Annotated in this window: 13 protein-coding genes and 5 tRNA genes; 3 read left to right on the forward strand and 15 right to left on the reverse strand. The window is 34.0% G+C overall.

All coding sequences use genetic code 11. From position 1 onward, the window contains the following. Positions 1-56 precede the first annotated feature (56 nt). The 3 genes from IRZ80_RS00260 (at position 57) to IRZ80_RS00270 (ending at position 4766) form a co-directional block, all read left to right on the forward strand. Entirely contained in the window at positions 57-1817 is a 1761-nt protein-coding gene (locus IRZ80_RS00260) for a patatin-like phospholipase family protein (RefSeq protein ID WP_194639045.1), read from the forward strand. Between the two features lie 153 nt (positions 1818-1970). Continuing rightward, on the forward strand, positions 1971-3752 hold the full coding sequence (locus IRZ80_RS00265; RefSeq protein WP_194639046.1) for an AMP-dependent synthetase/ligase: 1782 nt from the start codon (positions 1971-1973) through the stop codon (positions 3750-3752). Positions 3753-3911: 159 nt separating this feature from the next. Continuing rightward, entirely contained in the window at positions 3912-4766 is an 855-nt protein-coding gene (locus tag IRZ80_RS00270; RefSeq protein WP_194639048.1) for a hypothetical protein, read from the forward strand. Between the two features lie 79 nt (positions 4767-4845). On the opposite strand, the gene IRZ80_RS00275 is transcribed toward IRZ80_RS00270, so the two are convergent. From IRZ80_RS00275 to IRZ80_RS00345, 15 genes are all read right to left on the reverse strand, one after another. Then, entirely contained in the window at positions 4846-6630 is a 1785-nt protein-coding gene (locus tag IRZ80_RS00275) for a hypothetical protein (protein WP_194639050.1), read from the reverse strand. After that, the gene (locus tag IRZ80_RS00280) at positions 6620-9157 is read right to left on the reverse strand and encodes a ribosomal protein L7/L12 (protein WP_194639052.1); all 2538 of its coding nucleotides are present in this window, start codon (positions 9155-9157) and stop codon (positions 6620-6622) included. Before IRZ80_RS00280 ends, IRZ80_RS00275 begins: the two co-directional genes overlap by 11 nt. 6 nt (positions 9158-9163) lie before the next feature. Beyond that, positions 9164-9862, reverse strand: a complete 699-nt coding sequence (locus IRZ80_RS00285; RefSeq protein ID WP_194639054.1) for a hypothetical protein — start codon at positions 9860-9862, stop codon at positions 9164-9166. A gap of 1 nt (position 9863) precedes the next feature. After that, positions 9864-10994, reverse strand: a complete 1131-nt coding sequence (locus tag IRZ80_RS00290) for an AAA family ATPase (protein ID WP_194639065.1) — start codon at positions 10992-10994, stop codon at positions 9864-9866. Between the two features lie 34 nt (positions 10995-11028). Continuing rightward, positions 11029-11655: a hypothetical protein gene (locus tag IRZ80_RS00295; protein ID WP_194639067.1), complete on the reverse strand. Its 627-nt coding sequence runs from the start codon at positions 11653-11655 to the stop codon at positions 11029-11031. Positions 11656-11893: 238 nt separating this feature from the next. Continuing rightward, positions 11894-12439 carry a 3'-5' exonuclease gene (locus IRZ80_RS00300; RefSeq protein WP_194639069.1) on the reverse strand — a complete coding sequence of 182 codons (546 nt, stop codon included), beginning with the start codon at positions 12437-12439 and terminating at the stop codon, positions 11894-11896. Positions 12440-12460: 21 nt separating this feature from the next. After that, entirely contained in the window at positions 12461-13027 is a 567-nt protein-coding gene (locus tag IRZ80_RS00305) for a metallophosphoesterase family protein (protein ID WP_194639071.1), read from the reverse strand. Positions 13028-13147: 120 nt separating this feature from the next. Then, positions 13148-13933: a hypothetical protein gene (locus IRZ80_RS00310; RefSeq protein ID WP_194639073.1), complete on the reverse strand. Its 786-nt coding sequence runs from the start codon at positions 13931-13933 to the stop codon at positions 13148-13150. 36 nt (positions 13934-13969) lie between these two features. Further along, a complete protein-coding gene (locus IRZ80_RS00315) occupies positions 13970-14539 on the reverse strand; it encodes a DUF5565 family protein (RefSeq protein ID WP_194639075.1) in 570 nt (189 codons plus the stop codon). A 31-nt stretch (positions 14540-14570) separates the two neighbouring features. Beyond that, positions 14571-14643 (reverse strand) — tRNA-Leu (locus tag IRZ80_RS00320). A gap of 36 nt (positions 14644-14679) precedes the next feature. Beyond that, a tRNA-Tyr gene (locus tag IRZ80_RS00325) sits at positions 14680-14763 on the reverse strand. 102 nt (positions 14764-14865) lie between these two features. Next, positions 14866-14936, reverse strand: a tRNA-His gene (locus tag IRZ80_RS00330). A gap of 6 nt (positions 14937-14942) precedes the next feature. Then, positions 14943-15015: transfer RNA gene (locus IRZ80_RS00335), tRNA-Asp, on the reverse strand. A gap of 20 nt (positions 15016-15035) precedes the next feature. Continuing rightward, positions 15036-15109, reverse strand: a tRNA-Arg gene (locus IRZ80_RS00340). 1069 nt (positions 15110-16178) lie between these two features. Continuing rightward, the gene (locus IRZ80_RS00345) at positions 16179-17651 is read right to left on the reverse strand and encodes a tyrosinase family protein (RefSeq protein ID WP_194639077.1); all 1473 of its coding nucleotides are present in this window, start codon (positions 17649-17651) and stop codon (positions 16179-16181) included. Positions 17652-17678: the final 27 nt, after the last annotated feature.

The following is a 17678-nucleotide window of genomic DNA, read 5'->3' on the forward strand; positions in this document are numbered from 1 at the left end:
TATTACTACATTTACAACGGCCTTTATTTTTAAAACACACTTAAAACTCAAAAAGTATGACAAATAAAACCTTTAGAATCGGAATATGTATGGCAGGAGCAGTCTCTGCAGGTGCCTATACTGCAGGCGTAATGGATTATATAATGGAAGCTTTGAGCGAATGGGAAAAAAGAAAAGGACAGCCAAATGTACCCAGCCATAAAGTAGTCATACCAATAATGGGAGGAGCTTCGGCTGGCGGAATGACATCTTTATTAACAGCCAGTACAATAAACAATGAAATCAAACCAGTTCCTTTACCAAACAAAGCAAATCTTCTGGACGAACATCCCGAAAACAAACTCTATCATAGCTGGGTTGACTTGACAGAAAAAGATATGTTTCTGAAAATGCTCGATCCCTCAGACATTTCATCAGGTAATGTGGTATCGCTTCTCAACTCCAATTTCATAGATGATATCGCTGTAAAAATGATACAATCGGATATAAAAAAATGGAAAGCAGCACCACCCTTTTTTGAAATGCCTGTGAAAGTATTCACTACACTTTCTAACTTAAACGGATTTAATTACAATACCGATTTTAACGGAGGCATCCGAAAAGAAAAATACAATATGGCAGTCCATAATGACTATGCTTGTTTTGAACTTTTTGACGAAAATACACAAACTCCTCTAACATTGGGCTGGATGCCGTTGAATTTCAAAACCGGAGATTTTATAAAAACTGCACGAGATGCGGCAATGGCTACTGGAGCATTTCCTGTCGGTCTAAAATCAAGAATTCTGGAAAGAGACTCATCATATGTAAATGCTATTCCGTGGCTAAAAGACATTTTCCAGAATAGTCCAGTTACCGAAAATCCGCTAAAAACACTGAATGTTGATGGAGGAATGATAAATAATGAGCCTTTTGAAAAAGTGAGATACCTGCTGGATGAAATTACAATAAAGCAAAGAAACTCCGAGTATAACACTCTGAATAAGGATGAAAAACAAGAATTCCTTAATGAGATTAACTCACTTTACAAAAATTTTGAAAATACGGTTTTAATGATTGATCCTTTCCCTAGTCTGGATAAAACAGAAGACTTTAATTACAGTCAAAACCTAACGAATATTATATCCGAAACTTTTTCGGCAATGACAGCCCAAATGCGTGCAAAACCAATAAATTACCGCAGCGCAATGGAACAGGATGATGCCAGTCAATTTATAATTTCTCCTTCTCGAAAAAGAGAAGATATCGATGGTACGTTCAAAGATTTTTTTGGAGAAAAAGCAATCGCTTGTGGGACAATGGGCGGATTTGGCGGTTTTTTGAATAAAGAATTTAGAATTCATGACTACTTTTTAGGAAAATACAATTGTGAAATGTTTTTGAGAAAGTATTTTACAATTCCAGAAGAGGCACTGCTGGCAAACCCAATATTTTCAGAAGGATACAGCGGAGTCGATAAAAGCAAATATGCAGTTGTAGGTGCCGATGGAAAAAGAAGCTATCCGATTATCCCCATTTTCAAGCCCGAAGCAGCACCAGATACATTTCCGATACCTACTTTTTCCTGTGGTGGAAATTGGCCAAAAGTCTCAGAAAATTTCATCAACGGATATGAAAAACCAGTAAAAAACAGAGCCGAAAAAATTATATTAAATATTGTAAAACTAAGTTCGACAACTCTTTTCCTACTAAAAGTTGGTTCTTTTGCAATACTCAATAAAATAATATGGAAAAAAGTGGCCAGCTCAATTAAGAACTCTCTTTACAAATCGAATCTAATAAGCAATTATTCTCCAAATCGAGAGGAAACGTATTAAAAACGAGGGAGAAACAGTTTTTTGAGGTAATTTTAAGAAAACGATTTCGCTGATTACCAATATTGTAATTATATCCGCTGTAATTAATCCGCAGAAAATAAAAAATATTATTAATTTTTATTTAATTTGCGATACAATTTAATAATCGCCATAATGATAAAGATCACCAGACTCTTTGATTTTCCTTACTATCAGCTAGAAAATTACAACAAATCAGATGCTTTGGTGACAAAGCAAAACGGAGTTTGGGAGAAAACCTCAACCCAGGAATATATAGATAAAGCAAATGCTGTTTCGAGAGCACTGCTAAGAATGGGCGTACAGAAAAATGATAAGATTGCAGTCATTTCCAGCAATAACAGAACAGAATGGCATATTATGGATGTTGGTGTTTTACAGACAGGCGCTCAAAATGTCCCTATATATCCAACCATTACCGAAGAAGATTATGAATATATCCTGAATCATTCGGAGGCCGTGTATGTATTCGTTTCGGATATAGAAGTTTTCAATAAAGTAAACAATATAAGAGCCAATGTTCCTTCGCTAAAAGAGATTTATTCTTTTAATGAAATTGATGGATGCAAAAATTGGAATGAATTACTGAAATCAGGCGAAGACAAAAGCAATCAGAATATTTTAGAAGATATAAAAAACAATGTAAATCCAGAAGATTTAGCCACAATCATTTATACTTCGGGAACAACCGGAAGACCTAAAGGCGTAATGCTTTCTCATAAAAATATTGTTTCCAATGTTTTGGACAGTGCAGACAGAATCCCTTTTGATCCAGGAGTAAGCCGTGCTTTGAGTTTCCTTCCTATCTGCCATATTTATGAGCGAATGGTAACTTATATTTATCAGTTTTATGGCTGTTCTATTTATTTTGGCGAATCCATAGAAAAAATATCCGATAATATAAAAGAAGTAAGACCATCAGTAATGACTGGCGTACCAAGACTTATTGAGAAAGTTTACGAAAAGATTATTGCCAAAGGTGCTGACCTGACCGGAATCAAAAAGAAACTTTTCTTTTGGGCTGTTGAAGTGGGTTTGAAATATGAGCCTTATGGCGTAAACGGATTCTGGTATGAGCTACAGTTAAAACTAGCCCGAAAACTGATTTTCAGCAAATGGAAAGAAGGACTTGGCGGAAAATTAGATTTAATAGTAAACGGAAGTGCTGCATTACAGCCAAGATTAGCAAGAGTTTTTGCCGCTGCAGAAATATACATTATGGAAGGCTACGGATTATCTGAAACTTCTCCTGTAATATCTGTAAATGATTTTAGAAACAAAGGCTTTAAAATTGGCACTGCCGGTAAAATCATAAATAATGTAGAAGTAAAAATTGCCGAAGACGGCGAAATCCTCTGCAAAGGTCCAAATGTAATGATGGGCTATTACAAAGACCCTGAAAAAACAGCCGAAGCCATAATTGACGGTTATTTTCATACTGGAGATATCGGAAATGTTGATAAAGACGGATTTTTATCGATTACTGACCGCAAAAAAGAAATGTTTAAAACCTCTGGAGGAAAATATATTGCTCCGCAGCTTATTGAAAACACGATGAAACAGTCTCGTTTTATCGAACAGATTATGGTAATTGGTGACGGTGAAAAAATGCCTGGCGCATTCATACAGCCGAGTTTTGAATTTGTCAAAGAATGGGCTAAATTACATTCGGTTCAATTAGGCACAACCAATCAGGAGATTATTTCCAACCCAAAAGTGATAGAAAGAATCCAGCAGGAAGTTGATACTCTAAACGAAAAATTCGGAAACTGGGAACAGGTCAAACGTTTTGAATTAACTGCTGATGTCTGGTCAATAAACGGCGGACATCTCACTCCTACTCTAAAATTAAAGCGTAAAATCATCAAAGAAATTTACAAAGATCTTTATCAAAAAATTTACGGGCATACACTGTAAATAGTTTGACATACTAAAAAATAAAGTCCTGACGGTTTTCTGTCGGGATTTTTTTTTAACAAAACTTTTAATTCGAAATAACAGAAATTCTTTAAATAATTCTATTTTTGAAAGAACGCAGATAAATAAACTTCTTGTTATTACTATTTACAAAAAACTATGAAACAATACACAGAAATCATTGACTGGATGGAAGTTTGGGAATTTTCCAAACAATTTATTTTGCCAAATATCGGGTTGTTTCTATTTTGGACAGTACTGTTTGTTATGCTCGGACTAATTTTGAGCATCGTTTTGAATATTGTTTTGTACAGAAAAAACTTTTTTGACCGTGACAAAAAATATTACAACTGGATTGTAAAACTATGGATTCCTTATTTGATAATTGTTTTTCTGTATTTCTTCAGTATGATTGGTCTGCTGTACGGAGGGCATTCCATTATGGAAAAAGAAAATAAAAATATAGCAGCACATATTTATTCGAATACAATTGGGACTGCTTTTTCATCAGAGAAAGAAAAAAAAGATTTTTTGCATTCCCTCCAAAACATATCCAATTCTTCAGAAGGTGTCAGCAGATCCATGGCACAAGCTCTGGCTGTTTATATCAAACAAAATAACAGTGGCTTTGCATCTGTAGATAAACTTAAGAATTCCTCGACCTCCTATCTGCTCAAAAAATACGAATCAGATGTTTATAGCGCCTGTGTATACGGTTTCATGAAAGTGGCGGATGATAAGGCAGATATGAAAAACGTAAAAAACATTGATTACGCTCAATTCAAATCTCTTTTAAAAAAATTAGATCAGGCAGAACCTCAAAAAATTGAACTTTCATTACAATCTGAAATGGGACATAAACTGCAGTCTGTCCTTGATTTTGTTTTTAAAGAAATCCTGAAACATGAATTACTATTTTTCGTGTTTTTTCTATCACTTCCCTTTATTGAATACCTGATTTATTCCAGACTTGTAAAAAGACCGGAAACTGATCAGAATACAGCTTCTGTCTGACTTTTATTAATCGAAATAATTTAACCAAAAGTAAAAAGGCTGTCTATTATAGCCTTTTACTTTTGGAACAAATACTTTTTTATTTTCTTTTTACTTTAAGTTTATAATACATTACATCTTTGATGATAGATTTATTCTTTTTGTTAAAATAAATTAACTCAGAAACAATTTCAGGTCTTTTGTTAACTCTATCAGCTACAATTTCATAGGCAATGTTTTTAGTTATTCCTTCTAAATTCTGATTCCTTTTAAACTCATGTTTCATTACCTGCAGAAACATTTCAGAATTCTCCGGCGACACCTCTGCATTGTAAATTGATATTATGGATTCTGATAATTTTTCAGTCGATTTGATGTTTACAAAATAGTTGTTTAAACAATTGGCCGCATCTTTGTTGTTTTTCCAGCCTGTCAAAAGTATCTCCTGTGCTTCGTTTATATCATTGATTTTATCTTTGTAAATAAAGGAAGCTTTCACGTATTGGTTATTCCTTTTATAATTTTCTATAACTATACTATAATGCTTGTCAGCCTCTTCTTTGTTTTTCAAAATACTATACAAATCACCTACTTTTTCATGCTGGTTAAGTTCAATATATAGTTCGATTGCCTGTTTGTAAACATGTCCTTTTTCATAACATTCGGCAGATTTGTGTTTATTATTCAAGTATTTTAAATAAATAGCAGCAGCTTCACTATACAATTCTCCTTTTTCAAGTACCTCCGCCGCCTTAGAATGATTTTTAAGCAGTTTCATATAAATATGTGCTGCTTTTATGTAATCTTTCTTTTCAATAAACTTCTCTGCCAGTTTTTCATACCGGCTTTGAATAGTCGCAAACCTTTCAGAATCAATTAAAGCAGAACTTCCTCCCGAATATTTTTTAGATTGGGAATAGTCTATAGAAGGACTGGAAGAGTAGCTGCTATTTATTGCCATTACAACAATTAAAGCGAGCAGTAAAATGACGATAAATATTACTACAACTGGGTTAGCACCTAAATGTACACTGTTAAAATCACATCCTCTGATATTAAATAGAATGAATAGTACAAAAATTATCCTAAAAACAATTACATAAGATTCGCTTCCTGATCTATTAAATATATTCTCTTTGCCTCCTGCAAAAGAGCCTCCGCCGGAATTATTTCCTTCAAAAGAAAACTGTCCATTATAACCTCCTCTTGCTGAACCTAATATATCGAGCGGAATTGCCATTTTTAAAGCTAATTCTGGATTTTCATCAAAAAATTTTAAGAACTTATCCATCTCATCTTGGTTTCCTTTCATAATCTCCCGCAGATCAAAAGGCAGCTCATTCATGGCTTCTTCTTCTGAAAACGGCTGTTCAATAACCTCTAAAACCTTTTCGGGATCTACTTCATAACGCAATGACGAAATATACTGAGGTATGGCAATTGTTTTTGATGGCTGCTGTATTTCAGTATTCCTTACAACTGGTGTTTCTAGTATATCTATCCACGAAACTTCCTCTTTTAATTCAATCAAACCAATTTCAGGATGCAAAAAATGATAGTTTTCTGAAAACAGGTTATGCCATTCAGTTTTTGTCAATTGCGGTGTCACGATTGCATTTTCAGGGATAAATAATTTATTTTCAATCAATTGACAAAAATTATTTTTACCAATCTCATCAATTTTACTTTTCTCCTGATTAAATACTATCAAACAGCCAAATAACTCATTAGCACGAATAGCCGGAACGGGGAAAATTTTTACTGCGTCAAGAGTTAACCCTAAATTTTGAACTTCACGAAGCCATACTTCCGCTGAGGCACTTTTAATTAAAATGCCTCCCTTCGGATATGTATTTTTAGAATTTATTCTAAGTTTAAGTTCCATGCTGTTTTATATTATGTATAAATGGCTCTATATATTTTTCCATGAACTCTTTTTCTTTTATGCTTTCCATAACAGAATCAGAAATAAAATAATCATTCCCCGAATACTCAATTTCTGTCGCCATAACGGTTCTTCCGTCAATTATAAAAGGAATATAAAATTTAGGTATTTCGTCATTGCTGCTTTCAAAAATCAGAATTCCGTCTTTATTGGTTACTTTACTTCCATCTTTAGACTCAAAAAACAATGTTTCTATATAACAAACCGCTCCCTTGCTTTCTATAATTTTTTTTAGTTCTTCAGCGTTTTCCCTTGTTACATTATTTAAAACAACTCCAAGTTCATCTTCAACAATTTCTTTACTTTTAACCAAAGACTGACCCGTATTTTCTTTTATTACTTTAACAAGATCCAAAAATGATTCTCCTCTGTTTTTTAGAATAAGATTAACCTTTTCATCAAAACGTATGGAGACATCTCCAGACTCGCCAGCATAATAGTAATGTTTCTTTGAAAATTCTAAATGAACGAAATCGAATCCGTTAACTTCTATGCGATTGTTTACAATTGAAAAACCTTTTATCCTTTTAATTACACTGTATTTAAATTTACTTTTCATAAAATTATCAATAAAGGAAGTTCGTTTTCGAGTATAATTTAAAAAAGCTTCTTTTACAACATCCCTGTCCGCATACTCTGTTTTTAAATCATCATGGATTTTCAAATATGACACATCATCAGTTAAATAGAACTCCCCGCTAAATTCAAATGCGGTAATTTTTGTACCGCTCAGTTCACTATAAGAAAGTACACCATTCTTTAACTCTTGCGTATCAAGATTCATTATACTAACATTCTGCTCACGATCATGGTAAAAACATAAAAATAGTTTTTGTCCATTGCTATTTATTTTTATTGCCAACACACCATCTCCAAAAGGAAGATTTGATGCTATTTTTTTTAATCCTTTGTTAAAATCAGTATCAGTAAATAGAAATAAACTTCTATTTATATACATATAGTAATCCTTACCATCATGAAAAATATTTTTATAATTTCTTTCAACCGGATATAGCAGCGGAATTTTATCTATTGATGTATCTCGAGTTTTTCGAGGTAAATCCTTCTTTTCTTTGTACCACAATTCATCCAAAGGCATTATAATCTGCAGGAGCATTTTCCTGCCTTTATTCTGATTTTTATAAATCTTGATACTTTCCATCTCCATCTCGAAAACGTACTTAATTTCAGAAAAATATTCACTCAAAACCTTTTGCATAGGAGCCAGTTTTAAACTTTCTTCTGAAGAAAAAAGAAAAACTTCCTGATTTTTACTGCTAATTTCATTTTGCTGAAAGAAAGAATTAATTCCTATTGAGCAGTCCAGTTTAATACTAAGCTCGCCCAACGCATTAATTACCTCATGAACATTTTCTAAAGAGACTTGTTTAAAATCCTGTCCAACCACAAAAATTCTGCATTTTATATCTGTTTTAGGATGTCTTGCAATAGCAATGGCCGAAGCATAAGATAAAATCTTAGGGTTTCCCCAATTCTTAAGAGATACATCGATTAACAAAATCCGCTCAAACTTATCTGCTTCCGGCGGAACTTCTCTTTGAATATACAATGCTTCATTATTTGCAATTCGGGACATAAACACATCATCATCATAAGCAAATTCAGAAATAACCAATTTATCAAAATCTCCTTTATTGGTTAAATCCGAAATCCCTCCCATTGGCTGTTCACTGGGATGATTATGATGCAGCGGAATATGCAATCCCGACCATAATCTCCTAATAAGACTTCCAACCTGAAACGTACGGTCATCCTGAATAAGTTCTTCGACAAAATCAGCAGAATCTGACAGATTCTTTTCTTCTAAAATTTCCTCTTCCAGTTTATCTTTCAAGTCCTCATACGGCACACCTTCCATCGCATTTAAAATTGACTGTACTTTTGGAAACCTTACTTTCAGCATAGCCAGCGTTCTGAAGTCCTTTATGAAATTAGCTTCATTAAATTCTTCTTTAACTGATGCTCTTACCAGATGATGCCTGTGATTTTTATATTCATCCAGAATTTTCTCAGCTCTATCAGAAGAAATTCGGTTATGACATTCCTCAAAAATCGTCTGAAACAGTTTTAATCTTTTTTCTCCGCTTTTATAGTCATCAGGCAAAGCCGAAAGCTGTTTCATAAACCCAATCGCAGCTCCTAATCTAAAGGAATGTTCAACGGGAAAAGTTTTGCTTATTTCTCTGCTTTTTGCCCATGTATCGATCATAGCAATAGCCTGATCACTGTCATGATTGGTCGCAATTATCGCCAGCAATAAGGTTCCAAACGGCGGAATACTATTTTGAGAAAGATGCTCTAAAATTTCAAAGACAAATTTTTCATAAGCAATAGTCGGTCCATTCGGAATTGTAATCGTCTCAAATACGCTGTCCGAAGAAAATATTTGATTGTCCCATTCCCAGAAATAGTCGGCAAATGATTGAAAATATCTTTGAAATTCCATTTTATTTTATGAAAAAGTTAAGCGAAATGAACTAATTGACAGTTCTTTAATATTATTTTTAAGTATGGAAGAATAGCTGCTGTCCTTGTTCCAGAATATGATATTCTCTTCAAAAGGATTTAATTGTTTCTGAAGTATTTTTGTCAAAACATTCCATTCAAAATCATATCCGGAAGGAATTAAAAAATTGTTATCAAACCAATACGAATCACCTTTTAAGGGCAGTAAAGGAGTTCCGATAATCAATACTTTTTTATCAATTACAACCCAGCGCAATGGCTCCAGCCTATATTTTGGTGCTGTTAAAATATATGACTTCGCTTCCTCATAATCTGCCAATAAAGCATAAGCTTCTTTTACATTTTCTGAAGGCTTTAAAACCATTTTTATTTTTTGATCAATACCAAAAAAGTTATGATTAAACTTTGGAAGAGAAACAGGCAAAGCTCTCAAAATGGGTGTCCACAATAATCCAGAAGGAAGTTTTTTTACTGGTAAAAGTTTATCTTTTTCAAAAAGTAAATTCTCCTTTAACACAAATATTTTTGCATACGGAATCTGCAGTATTTCGACCGAATTAATTTGTTCGGTAGAAAAATCTTTAACCCAGATTGTATTAGTTTCATAAGCTGTTTTAAGGTTTTCCCAATGACGTATTGTGCCTAAAAACTCTTTGTGTTCTTTATTGATTTCTAAAAAATACATATTAAATAGTTTGTAGAATTCTCTGCCACAAAGACTCTATATGATCCTGAATGTATTTTTTCTTTTCTGCGTCTTTAATCCAATCACAGCGCGTTTGAATATATCTCAGTTTGTCTTTAATCACATTTTGTTCCTCAAAAGAAAGATTCTCATCCTGCCATTTTTCGGTTAAAAAACAGACTTCTTTCATCACACTTTCTGAGTCAGGCGTTTTATTGTACAAGGCCTGCGGATGTGCTGATTCAGAATTATCTTTCTCAATAATTTTATTAATTATTCCTTCTAATATCTCAATTTGTTCCTCATTGTCCCAGATATATTTCAGCACCCAAAAATCAGATACAATCGCTTCATTTCTGCCGCACATTAATGCACTGGCAGCGATAAGATTCTGAAGTTTTACGGCACGTCTGTCCGATACTTTTATTCCTGTATTTCTAAGACTGTGAATTATATCAACATATTCATTTCGTACAGCAGTCAAATCAATTTTACGGCAAAGCTGCTGCAGATCACGAACCTCATCAGCCGAAATTGTCGGTGTTTCTTTTGAATCCGCACTTTCTAATTTCCATCCTGCTAATAATACCTGATGCAGTAAATCTGGTTCTACATAGTCACATTTTATACGAATTAAGAAACGGTCTAATAATGCGTTCAATGCTTCATCTTCCGGCAAAACGTTACTTGCACCAACAAACATAAGTGCTGGTAATTTTTTAGTTTCTTTACCGCGTCGAAATATTTTTTCGTTAAGTGCCATCAGCAAACTGTTCAAAATTGCCGAGTTAGCATTGAAAATCTCATCAAGGAAAACCATTGAAGCTTCTGGCATCATACCTTCTGTATTTGTTATTAATTCGCCTTCTTTAAGTTTGCGAATATCAAAAGGTCCAAAAATTTCATTTGGTTCTGTAAAACGGGTTAAAAGATATTCGAAGTTTTTATCTCCTTCAATTCCTTTGGACAATGATCTGATAATCGCACTTTTGGCAGTTCCCGGAGGCCCAAGTAAAAAAGCATTTTCTCTTGCTAATAAGCCAATCCCCAACAGATCAATAATTTCATTTTTTCCAACAAAAGTTTCTTTTATATGCTTTAAAACAGCATTTAATTTATCGGTAGCATTCATTTATTTACTTCTAATTTTTATTCGTTTAATTAATTTACAGCTGGGCCCAGAATATTTTTTTATAATCTCCAAATCCTATTTCTAATTGCTTTTTGATGAAATCAGATTGAGCAGATTTCACTGCTTTTCTATGTACAATACGATCAATATAAAGCTGCAGCAGACATTCATTTACCGAAACAATATCGTAGTTTATACTTTCAGTATCAATATCAAATCCAATAGCGGAATAATGAAACTGAATTAAATGTTTTTCTAAAATAGGAATCACTAAATCCTCTGGATCTATTCTTTTCATTTCAGCAGCAATCTGTGGCAAAAAACGCAGACATAGATCAGCGGAAATAATTGCAGAAGCATCCTGCTGTCCTTTCCATTTTGGCAAAAGCAGTTCCAAATCACTTATTTTATGTGCTCTGTTCAATAATAGCTGGGCAGCTAAATATACCGTTTTGGCAGCCCACAAAGCAGCCTCTTGATTAAAAACCGGTACGATTCCAGGGTATTCTAAAATTTCCCTGTCATATTCCATTTCTAAAAACAAAATAGTTTCTGTTTCTTCTTTTTTTGAAATAGTAATTAATTTATCATACAAAATAACCTGTTCGATAGTTCTAAGATGGTAAATGGTATCTAAAAAAGGTATTTTCGTTTCATTCATAATTCTAAATTATGTTTCTTTCTATTAAAAATTTATTTATTAGAGAAAACCCTTTAATAAACATATTCCTGCTAAACTGCTTAATAGCAAATATATCATTAAATCTGGCATTTGCTGAAAATTATATAATTAAAAAAGCTGTATTCTCTAATGAAAATAGAAACTGCAGATACCAAATAACTGCAGTTTCCTTCTATAGCTCTCTTAATCGGCGGCAGCTATTTTCTTTTAAAAAAATCTAGTTTTTCAGACACCAATGCAAAATTTTAGCGATGTTTTTTGCGTCATCAATGCCTCTATGATGAGTTCCTTCTAACGGAATAGTAAGCAAATGCAGAGCGCCGTTCATTCCAGTTGGTTTTACTAACCCAAACTTCTCTTTAAAAAGCTCTTTTACATTAATATGCTCTGCTCCCATCGGATAAGGAACTCCAAACAATTTACACTGTTTTGTAAGCATATTCAAATCGTACTGGCCGTAACTAGCCCAAGTGTACAAATCCGGATTGTACTCATCAATCAGCTGATTGACGGCATCTTCGAAACTAACTCCGTTTTTATCCAGTAAATCCTGGGTAATTGTGGTCAGTTCGGTACAAAAGGAACTCACCGCTGAACGCTGCGGTTTTATCAATATTCCTTTATTCTTAGAAATTACGCCGGTTTCTGTATCCAGAACGGCCAAGCCAATTTCAATAATTTCGTTTTGCTGGCCCTGCGGAACTGTGCCCTGCCAGCATGTGGCTTCTAAATCGATAATAATAATTTTATCTGTAGTTTTCATTTTTTCTAATTTTTAAAAAATTTACAATTCTCTGTCTCCAAAAGGAGCTTTCCAGTCTTTCTTCAAAATGAGTTCTTTCACTTCATTATAAGAAAGCGGTCCATAATTATGACAGTCAACCCCAACATCAAAAGAGCGGGAAGTTTCGTCATCAAACAAATGGCCGTGAGAGTGGCCGTATAAATGCCAAGTACCTCTAAAAGAACTTCTCCAGACTTTCATTGCGTAGTGAAATAGGATTATTTTTTGTCTTCCGTTTGAAGCGTCTTCATCGGTAACACTTAATTCGTAGTAATCCTTAATCCATTCAAATCGTTTCGCATAACTCAGTGCTGATTTATCGTGATTGCCTTTCACCAGGAAAATAGAACCATTTAACTGGTCCAAAATTTCTTTTGTCCGTTCTGGTCTCGCCAGCGAAATATCCCCTAAGTGATAGACAATATCCCGCGGACTCACCTTTTCATTCCATCGTTTAATGAGTTCCGCATCCATTTCTTCTACCGAAGCAAACGGCCGTTCACTAAACCTGATTATATTCGTATGACCAAAATGATGATCAGACGTAAAAAATATATTTTGATTCATTTTTTAATTTTTTAAACTGAAACCATTCTTTACACAAATGATTTCTCTTATTCTTTTCTTTAAATTCATAATCAAATATTCAAATTACACTGCGCAATTATTTTGCGCAGTGTAAAAAAATTAATTGATCCATTCAATTACAGCCGACAAATAAGCTTGTCTGACTTCTTCAAACCTTGTTATGTTCGGAATATGATTCACTTCTAATAAATATTTAGAGCCGTCTTTTGCCACGATGTAATCATTTCCAATCATATCCATTTTCAAAGCTTCTTTAATATGAAGTGTATCAGCAAGCAGATCATCATCAACAGGCATAAAACCAGCATTATCAGGATGAATCGATTTCAGCCAATTGTCTCCTTCTAACTTAATCTGCCAGTAGATATCTCCTATCATCATAATCCGAACGGCTTCGCCTTCATAATACGGTTCAATGGTAGCGGTAAACTCACTTTCCCACTCTCCTGTAAAACGGTGTTTGTTTTCACCGCAATGCCAGTTGCCCCATTTTGCAACTGTATCATTCGCAGTACTTACAGAAGCCCCGGCACTTACAAAACCTCTCGGTGCGCTAAACCTTGACAGAGATAAAGCTTTTACCAGACAAGGAATCTTAAATCGGCAGTCCAGCATAGCAGAAGCTTTAGGATAACAATCTCCATTCCAAATGGCAAGACCTGAAATAAAATCAAAATCATTATCGTAAATTCCGTAGTAAACCACTTTATCTACAGGCAGCATTCCAATTCCATTCGATTTTTCCATATACAAAACAGTATCTTTTACCACAATTTTTGGTATTGACTGGTGCCAGATAATATGACCGGAATATTGCGCTTTTATGCTATCATATTCTTCCTGTTCAATTCCTACAAGGGCTATACGGTTGTATTTTTGTTTCATCGTTATTAAATTTTAAATGTTACTTGTATTTATTTTTTATACTGCTTCAAGTTTCAGGCGTTTAATTCCAAAATCTGTTTTTCTCAATTTACACATCCTTCCATCTGAAACGTGGTGGAAAACAATTCCTTCAATATCATTTTCTGACAAAAATGTTTCCAAATCATCAAATTCAAGACTTACAAAATCAAGGATTTCACTGCCGTGTTTTACCAAAGTATGTTTGTCAAACTTTTCAGGATTTCCCTGTACTTTGGGGCCGCACAATTCGTAGGTTCCGTCTGTTTTATTTTCTAAACGATCGAAAGCTTCAAAGAAATGTTTGTCTTCCGATTTTGAACGGTCACATTTTAACCAGTGCGGGTGATGCCCTGAAATTGGATCTGCTTCCTGACACGGAATCGCTCCTGCCGGAATCGTCCTTCCTTTTTTAGCATCGAATCTTTTAAATATTTCTCCTCCAATAATAGCTGCAGATGTACCGTCAAATTTTCTGGTCGCAATGGCTTGTCCATCAAAAACCCAATTGTTTTCAATATTGATTTTATTAATTACTCTTCCTAAATCAGCAGGGTTTTTAGCAAATAATGTACTTATCTTTTTCATTGTTTATTTTTTAATTAAACTTTTCTTTTTGTACAGGAAGATAGACTTGAACCCTCAAAAAACTGATCCTAAATCAGCCGTGTTTACCATTTCACCATTCCTGCTTTTAATTAATCCTCAGGATTCAAACCTGAAATTTGTGGAAATAGTAGGATTCGAACCTACTCAGTCAAAAGACAGCGGTTTTACAGACCGACCTAACTCTCCAGCTTTAGCGTATTTCCATTTTGTCTGAGAAACAGTCCCGATAGCTATCGGGAGAACCTACAGCCTCCTGCGTCCAAAGCAGGTAAACTGCCAATCGTTATCTTCCCAGTTATTTTTTGGGTGTTTTCGGGGATCGAACCCTGTTCTTCGGATTCACAGCCCGAGGCTTTACCAAATAAACTAAAAACACCGTGTGCGGCTCATACGGGAGTCGAACCCGTTTCTCCCGAGAGACAGTCGGGAAGGTTAGCCAGTAACCCCAATGAGCCAGTTCCTTCTAGAGAACAAGTGATTTTGGAAGGATTCGAACCTTCGGCCATCTGCTTAGAAGGCAGACGCTCTATCCAGCTGAGCTACAAAATCATTATTTTTTGGGCATAAAAAAAGCACCCGGTTAAAGGTGCTTTATAAATTCAATATGACATAACTATCCTATTGCCTGTATCTATGCACCTGTATTGTTAAACATCCAAGATCCATTCTCGGGTTTAGCAGTTGTGTGTTATATATTTTTAAATTGAAATTCATTTTATATGCTGTATTATATTCTGAAATCATTTTTATCTGAAAATCTTTCTTATGATTTTCTTCGGCAAAGATAAAGTCGAAAAAATCAATTATCCAAATTATTTTTTAAATTATTTTATTGATTATCAATTATTTACGCTCTAATTAAATCAATAGAAATTCCTGTCCGCATACTGATGCAGATTCCTTAATTGTATCAAATGACTGTCTCTCATTAGATTACTTTTCAAGATTATATTTCGTTATTTAGTTTATGCATTAAACATTTAATCATTTATTTTTTAGTTTATTTTTTAGTTTATTTTTAGTTAAGCGTTTATTTTTATCCTTTTTTGTGTCATAGAAAGCAAAATCTAAGTGCTTTTTGATTCTATTTATCGAAATTTAAATGTCATAAAACAAAAAAAGCGTCCCATTTTGAGGACGCTTCTATATTTATGTTGAGTTTAAAACTATACTTTACACTTCAATTCCATAAAAATACTATTACATCCTGAATCCCTAGCCGGAAGATATCCTGCTAAATGGTCAAAATTTTGTTCTATTGAAAGTCTCATATGTATTTCTTTTATTTTAATTCGACGCAAATGTAGTCCTTTATATCTTAAATTAACAGATTTTTATGAAATTAAAATTTCTTTTTTCTGTCCATCCCTTTTTTAAGCATACGTTTTATCATTCTGACTTAAAATAATTGGGTCCTGAATATCATCATCTTTAGCAAATAATAAAACTTTAAACATAACCTCTGCTGATTTCGGATCATCATCTGGGGGGAACAAACGTCCTCTGTTCGGCGAATCAATGGCAGAACCAATAAATATTTTAAATTAAATTAAAAAGCCAAACCCCGCAAATATTGGTGATTTGCAGGGTTTGGCTTTTTATTGGTAGAAAAACGGGTTTAATTTACTTTGGCAACGCTGATTTTTTCCAGTGTAACTTTAGCATCTCCGCTTCCGGTCTTTTTAATGATAATTTCAAAATCAGAAGCAGAATTCGATAAGTCATCTGAAATAAAATAAGAGAAATTCAATTTTACGCCAGTTTCGCTTATTTCATGAGTACCTTCTAATCCGTGATCATGGGCAACGCCAAAGAAAGTCATTGTACCCACGTATTGGTCAGCTTTTCCAGGATAACGAATATAAACGCTGTAAAAATCTTTTGGTTCTTTGTAAACCACTACATCCAGATTCAATACGATTTTTGAATTAACTTCAGCTTTCAAAATTTTATTAGTGTTTTTAGCAAAGTTTGAAGTTACTTTGTGAGTAAAGCTAGTACTCTCAAGCGGTTTACCAATTTTTTGTTCCCAGATAATCTTTTCTTTTGAGTCCTGAAACGCAATTACTTTTTTCGTTTTTGCATTTTTCGCAGCTAAAACAGGTTCTTTTGATTCATAAAGCAAATTGTCGTATTTGTAATCTAAATTGAAGACAATATTATATATTTCTTCCATTGTATAAGTTACATGATCTCCGTTTGGCGCAATAAACTCATAAGGCCATGGATTTGCTTTCAGCTGTTCTAAAGTCGGACGCTGTCCGTAAGCCGAAACATCCCACGATTCCCAAATACGATCAATCATACTGTGGTGAAGCCAGAAAACAGGATCAAACCCAGCAGAAGGCACATTGGCCATTAAACCTGAGAAATTCTGCTTTTGGTAAATTTCATTGTAGAATGTTTCACCTGGATCTGCATATTCGCCGCCAATTAAATCATGCATAAAACCGTGAGGCGCGATTTCTAAATTTTTGCTGAATCCCGCAGATCCTGAAAAGGAAGGATTCGTTTTTAATTCTTCCAGAGACAACTGAATTTGTTTTAACTGATCTGGAAGAATCTCTTTTCCATCATTCAAAATACTGTATCTCGATGCAATGTACAATGAACCTGATTTTTCTCTTATTTTTTCAGGCATAATATTGTCTTTGTTTGCAACACTTCCATAATTCCAGTATGGAAGAGCAAAATCTTTTTTACCGGATAAATCGCGAACAATTTTTTCCAGATACCAAATGTACATTCTGTGCCATAACAAAAAATTCAAAGAAGCACTTTCTGTTTTTTTATGAGTGCAATCTCCCCACGCCCACAATTTATCTTTAGAAGTTTGGTATGCTGAACAAAGCTGGTTCTGTCCCTGAATAACGTCCGGTATATTATGAATCGCTCCCTGATAGTACCAGCTCAGGCCTTTTTCGCAGCCCATTTCACGCATTTTCTTGAAAGCAACATTCATAGCTTCAAGATCTGCCTGTGCTTCAGGTGTATTGGCATTTTTTCGTACATATTGTACATTGTTTTTATTTTGACCAAAGCAAAAACCTGCAATCAAAATAATAAAGAATAAAGTAACTTTTTTTTCCATTTTGTATGTTTTTGGGTTAATAATGAT

The sequence above is a fragment of the Flavobacterium sp. HJJ genome (assembly GCF_015351475.1).
GTDB lineage: Bacteria > Bacteroidota > Bacteroidia > Flavobacteriales > Flavobacteriaceae > Flavobacterium > Flavobacterium marginilacus.